This window comes from Bradyrhizobium sp. 23 (assembly GCF_023073295.1).
GTDB classification, from domain to species: domain Bacteria; phylum Pseudomonadota; class Alphaproteobacteria; order Rhizobiales; family Xanthobacteraceae; genus Bradyrhizobium; species Bradyrhizobium canariense_D.
The window spans coordinates 61,908-67,082 of record NZ_JADPJF010000109.1; the positions used below are offsets into that span (position 1 = coordinate 61,908).

Below are 5,175 nucleotides of genomic sequence, written 5' to 3' on the forward strand. Positions count from 1 at the left end.
GGCGATTGCGGCCTGGTCGTGGCCGTCGATCTTTTCGGCGGCCCAGCCCGCCGACTTGAACCGCGTCACCTGGTCGACGGAGTCGGAAAGCGAGGTCGGACCGTCGATCGAAATGCCGTTGTCGTCATAGAGCACGATCAGCTTGTTGAGCTTCCAGTGCCCGGCCAACGCGATCGCTTCCTGCGACACGCCTTCCATCAAATCGCCGTCGGAAGCGATCACATAGGTATGGTGATCGACAATCTTCTTGCCGAACTCGGCGGCGAGCATCTTCTCGGCGAGCGCCATGCCGACGGCGGTGGAAATGCCCTGGCCGAGCGGACCGGTGGTGGTCTCGATGCCCTTGGTGTGGCCGTGCTCGGGATGTCCGGGTGTCAGCGATCCCAACTGGCGAAAGTCCTTGAGCTGGTCGATCGTCATCTCTGGGCTGCCGATCAGATACAGCAGCGAATAGATCAGCATCGAGCCGTGCCCGGCCGAGAGCACGAAGCGGTCGCGGTCCGGCCAGTCCAGCGCGGCGACGTCGAATTTCAGGAATTGCGTGAACAGCACGGTCGCCATGTCGGCGGCGCCCATCGGCAGGCCCGGATGACCCGATTTCGCCTTCTCGACGCCGTCCATGGCAAGGCCGCGGATCGCATTGGCCATACGGTTGTGATCGACCTGCGTCATGTCTGAAAATCCGTCTGAAATGAGGCGCTTGTGGCTGGATTTGGCCGCGCCGGAAGGAGCCTTTCGGCCGCTGGGGTCGCGGCTGGGATAGCATCTCGGTTCCGACAGGCCAAGGCAATCAAACGCCGGTTTGGCCGCAAAAGTTGCTTAGCAGTGCATAGGTTTCGCGGCGGCGTTGCGATTCCCTAGCTTGCCACGTAAATTTCTGCTTCTAACCGCTTGCCGAACCGAGTCTTTTGCCGGACGGCAAGCCCCAGGAAAAGCCCAAAGGAAAACTCCAAGGGCAAGGCCACAGGTTCCGCCGCTGACTGCATGAACGATCGCGTATCCAACAGCTCTGCCATGACCGAGTCCTCGGCCGTCGAGATCGAGATCGCGACCCGCAGGCTCATGGCGGCGCTCGACTCGCTCGAAAGCGCGGTGGAGCGGCGGCGCGATGCCGATCGCGACGAGAACGAGCTCGCGGCGCGGATTCAGGCGCTCGGCGCGGACCGCTCGCGGCTTGCCGACGAGCTCGACGGCGCGCTGGTGAAGGCACGCAAGCTCGAGCGCTCCAGCCGCGAGATCTCCGATCGGCTGGATTCCGCGATCGTCACGATACGTTCGGTGCTCGATACCGGAGAGGACGGATGAGCCACATCAACGTCACCATCAACGGCCGGCAATACCGCATGGCCTGCGAGGAAGGCCAGGAGGTGCGGCTGCTCAAGCTGGCTGAAAGCCTGGAGACGCGGATTCAGTCGCTGCGCGGAAAGTTCGGCGAGATCGGTGATGCCAGGCTCACCGTGATGGCGGCGCTGACCGTCTGCGACGAACTGGTCGATGCCGGCAACCGCATCCGGACCATGGAGCAGGAGCTGACCGAACTGCGGGATTTCCGCAACGCCGCCGTCGAGCGCGCCCGGTTGACCCAGACCGCGGTCGTGAACGCACTGAACTCTGCCGCCGAGCGCATCGAGAAGTCGACCCAGGTCCTGAACCGCACCGTCGGCAACGGGATCGCCATCGGCTGACCCTTCACCGGGCTGGCGATTCGTCAGCATCGTTGTTACATTGCCCAAGCGGGGCTGCGACGCGCGTCAGGAGCCATTATCCCCGGGGCCTTATCGATCCTTTAGGGAACTGTCCCTGGCCGGGCCCGTGGGCTCGGACATATGGTGCCCACCTACTTTCGTAGGGAACTCCGGGATCGAGTGCTTCAACGGCGTTCGCGGCTTCGCACTTTTGTTTTTCTTCCTTCTGGTTCGTGCCTGTCGAAATTGCGTCCCCGACACGCTCGCGGTTTGATTTCGGTGTCATGCCCCGCGCAGGCGGGGCATCCAGTACGCCGCGCTGTCGAGGTTTTTGCATTGGCGTCTCTGGAATACTGGATCACCCGCCCCAGTGCGCAAGGGCGCACAAGGCGGGTGATGACGGCGGAGCAAGGCTCAGCCTTCGGAGCAAGCGCGCATGACCAACACCAAAGCCGAACTCCGTGCCAAAGCCCTCGCGGCGCGCGATGCGCTGAGCGAAAAGAAACGCATCGCCGCCGCCGCCAAGCTCGCCAAGCGCGGGCTGCCATTCCAGCTTCTGCCTGGCAGCATCGTATCGGGCTATTCGCCGATCCGCAGCGAGATCGATCCGATGCCGCTGCTGAAGAAGCTCGCCGAGCAGGGTGCCAGGCTTGCGCTGCCTTGCGTCACTGCGCGGGGCCAGGCGCTGATCTTCCGCATCTTCCATCCGAACGATCGCCTGATGCTCGGCCCGCTCGGCATTCCCGAGCCGTCGCCTGGGGCCGCTGAAGTCATTCCCGACATCATGCTGACGCCGCTCGCTGCCTTCGATCGTCTCGGCCATCGCATCGGCTATGGCGCGGGGCACTACGACCACACCTTCGCGCATCTGCGAAAAACCAAGACCATCGTCGGCATCGGGCTCGCTTTTGCAGCGCAGGAGATCAAGGCGGTTCCGGCACTAGCCCACGACGTGGCGCTGGATTATGTGCTAACGGAATCGGACGTATTCGATTTCCGGAGTTCTGAAGTTGCGCATTCTCTTCGTGGGTGATGTCGTCGGCCGTGCCGGGCGCAATGCCATCGCCGAATATCTGCCTGGCATGGTCAAGGACTGGTCGCTCGATTTCGTCGTCGTCAACGGCGAGAATTCCGCCGGCGGCTTCGGCATCACGGAAGCGATCTATCAGGAGTTTCTCGACGCCGGCGCCGACGCGGTGACGCTCGGCAATCACTCCTGGGATCAGCGCGAAGCACTGGTGTTCATCGAGCGCGCGGAGCGCCTGGTGCGGCCGGCGAACTATCCGCGCGGGACGCCCGGCCGTGGCGCCGCGTTGGTCGAGACCAAGAACGGCAAGCACGCGCTCGTCGTCAACGCTTTGGGCCGCGTCTTCATGACCCCGTTCGACGATCCCTTCGCGGCCCTCGAGCGCGAGCTCGGCGCCTGCCCGCTCGGCATTGCCGCGGACGCCATCGTCGTCGACTTCCATTGCGAGGCGACCAGCGAGAAGCAGGGCATCGGCTTCTTCTGCGACGGCCGCGCCAGCCTCGTCGTCGGCACCCACACCCATGTGCCGACCGCCGACCACCAGATCCTGTCGGGCGGCACCGCCTACATGACCGATGCCGGCATGACCGGCGACTACGATTCCATCATCGGCATGCAGAAGGAGGAGCCGTTGCGCAGGTTCACCTCCGGGATCCCCTCAGGCCGCTTCGAGCCGGCAGCGGGCGCTGCGACGCTCAGCGGCGTTGCGGTCGAGACGGATGACGCGACGGGGCTTGCGCTCCGTATTGGGCCGGTGCGCGCCGGCGGCAGGCTGGAGCCGACGACGCCGAAATTCTGGCTGAGCTGAATTGCAGCGGCAGATCCCGCTGCACCTTCTCCCCTTGTGGGAGAAGGTGGCGCGAAGCGCCGGATGAGGGGTCGCTTCCGCGAATTCAAATGCGAGTTGGACGCGTGGAGACAACCCCTTACCCGGCTTCGCTTCGCGAAGCCACCCTCTCCTGCAAGGGGAGAGGGTGCAGCGTCAGTCGGCGCGAGAATTACTCCGCCGTCTGCTCCCGCAACTCCGCAACATCCTTCGCCGTCAGCTTCGAGCCCTTCGCGCCGAACCGCGCTGTCACGTAGTTCGCCACCGCCGCGATCTCGTCGTCGCTATAGGCCTTGCCGAACGCCGGCATCGACAGCGCGCCGTCCGGCGTGTCGCGCTTGGTGCCTGACAGCACGATTTGCGCGACGTTGGTGGCGGCGGGGTCGTTGACGGCCCAGGTGCCGGTCAGCGTCGCCATCGGCGAGACCGGGCTTTCGCCGCTCCAGCCATGGCAACTGGCGCAGGCGCTGGCGAACACCATTTTGCCGCGCGCATCCGCCGTGACGCCGTCCTTGTGCGAGGCGGGTGCGACGGGCGCGGTGATTGCGGGCAGGTCGGGCGAGGGCTGCGGCGGCACGCTGCGCAGATAAGCGACGATGCTGCTTATGTCCTCAGGCGCGAACTGGCTAAAGCTGTGGTCGACCGCTTCGCCCATCGGACCCGACGCCGAGCCGTGGCCCGGCGCATGGCCGAGCGACAGATAGGAGACCAGGTCCTCGTCACGCCAGCTGCCGAGGCCGGTGGCCTTGTCGGAGGAGATGTTGAAGGCGCGCCACCCGGCCGTGATCGCGCCTGCAAATTTCTTGCGGTTGTCCAGCGCAAAGCCGAGATTGCGCGGCGTGTGGCATTCGCCGCAATGCGCCAGCGCCTCCACGAGATAGGCGCCGCGATTCCACTGCGGGCTCTTCGACGTATCGGGCGCAAAGCGCGTGTCCGGATTGAACACGGCCGACCAGACAATCATCGCCCAGCGCTGGTTGAAAGGGAAGGACAGCGTGTTCTCCGGCGGCTTCGCGCGCACCGCAGGCAGGCTGAACAGATAGGCCTTCACCGCCAGCACGTCGTCGTCGGTCATGTAGGTGTAGGACGTGTAGGGCATCGCCGGATAGAGCCGGGCGCCGTCATGGCGCTTGCCGCGCTGGACGGCGTTGAGAAAATCCTGGTCGCTGTAATTGCCGATGCCGGTGTCCGTGTCCGGCGTAATGTTGGTGGAATAGAGCGTGCCGAACGGCAGCTTGAAGCCGAGCCCGCCGGAATAGTCCGTCTCGCCGGGCTTGGTGTGGCAAACCATGCAGTCGGCCGCCTTCGCCAGGTATTCGCCGCGTTCGACCAGGCTCGCCTTCTCCAACTTTGCCGGCACGCCGGCCGGTTTGCCGGCACGGTAATCCGCCAGCGCCACCTTGGTGCCGCCGGCGAAGTCGAGCGGGCCGGGCCCGCGGATGATCCAGACGCCGAGCGCCACGACGACAATGGCGATCACGACGATGCCAGTGAGGATACGCATCTTGCCGCTCATGCCTTTTTCCCCGCAGCCAGCAGTTTCCGATCGATCGGCAGGCGCCGCAGCGCCACGCCGGTTGCTGCGTAAATGGCGTTGCGCAGCGCCGGCGGGCCGGCGTTGACGCCGGCCTCGCCGA

Annotated in this window: 7 protein-coding genes and 1 other RNA gene; 5 read left to right on the forward strand and 3 right to left on the reverse strand. The window is 65.1% G+C overall.

Annotation, left to right across the window (positions count from 1 at the left end):
• Together IVB32_RS27940 and IVB32_RS27945 are read right to left on the reverse strand one after the other, a co-directional pair.
• Positions 1–672: 1-deoxy-D-xylulose-5-phosphate synthase N-terminal domain-containing protein (locus IVB32_RS27940; RefSeq protein WP_276576784.1), on the reverse strand; the 672-nt coding region annotated here is incomplete at its 3' end.
• Positions 673–857: 185 nt separating this feature from the next.
• Positions 858–1,016, reverse strand: a complete 159-nt coding sequence (locus tag IVB32_RS27945; protein ID WP_018454601.1) for a hypothetical protein — start codon at positions 1,014–1,016, stop codon at positions 858–860.
• On the opposite strand from IVB32_RS27945, the gene IVB32_RS27950 reads away from it, so the two are divergent.
• The 5 genes from IVB32_RS27950 (at position 1,015) to IVB32_RS27970 (ending at position 3,520) form a co-directional block, all read left to right on the forward strand.
• Positions 1,015–1,305, forward strand: a complete 291-nt coding sequence (locus tag IVB32_RS27950; RefSeq protein WP_007599949.1) for a DUF4164 domain-containing protein — start codon at positions 1,015–1,017, stop codon at positions 1,303–1,305. The two genes, IVB32_RS27945 and IVB32_RS27950, sit on opposite strands and share 2 nt — an antisense overlap.
• Positions 1,302–1,685, forward strand: a complete 384-nt coding sequence (locus tag IVB32_RS27955; RefSeq protein ID WP_007599950.1) for a cell division protein ZapA — start codon at positions 1,302–1,304, stop codon at positions 1,683–1,685. The genes IVB32_RS27950 and IVB32_RS27955 overlap by 4 nt, the downstream gene beginning before the upstream one ends.
• A 48-nt stretch (positions 1,686–1,733) precedes the next feature.
• Positions 1,734–1,893, forward strand: a non-coding RNA gene (gene ssrS / locus IVB32_RS27960) — 6S RNA.
• A gap of 228 nt (positions 1,894–2,121) precedes the next feature.
• Positions 2,122–2,718, forward strand: coding sequence for a 5-formyltetrahydrofolate cyclo-ligase (locus tag IVB32_RS27965; protein WP_018454600.1), 597 nt, complete (start codon positions 2,122–2,124; stop codon positions 2,716–2,718).
• Positions 2,696–3,520: a TIGR00282 family metallophosphoesterase gene (locus IVB32_RS27970; RefSeq protein WP_018454599.1), complete on the forward strand. Its 825-nt coding sequence runs from the start codon at positions 2,696–2,698 to the stop codon at positions 3,518–3,520. The genes IVB32_RS27965 and IVB32_RS27970 overlap by 23 nt, the downstream gene beginning before the upstream one ends.
• Positions 3,521–3,710: 190 nt before the next feature.
• Here IVB32_RS27970 and IVB32_RS27975 read toward each other — a convergent pair whose 3' ends face one another.
• Positions 3,711–5,054 (reverse strand): cytochrome c, encoded by a 1,344-nt coding sequence (locus tag IVB32_RS27975; protein WP_018454598.1) that lies wholly within the window; start codon positions 5,052–5,054, stop codon positions 3,711–3,713.
• Positions 5,055–5,175: the final 121 nt, after the last annotated feature.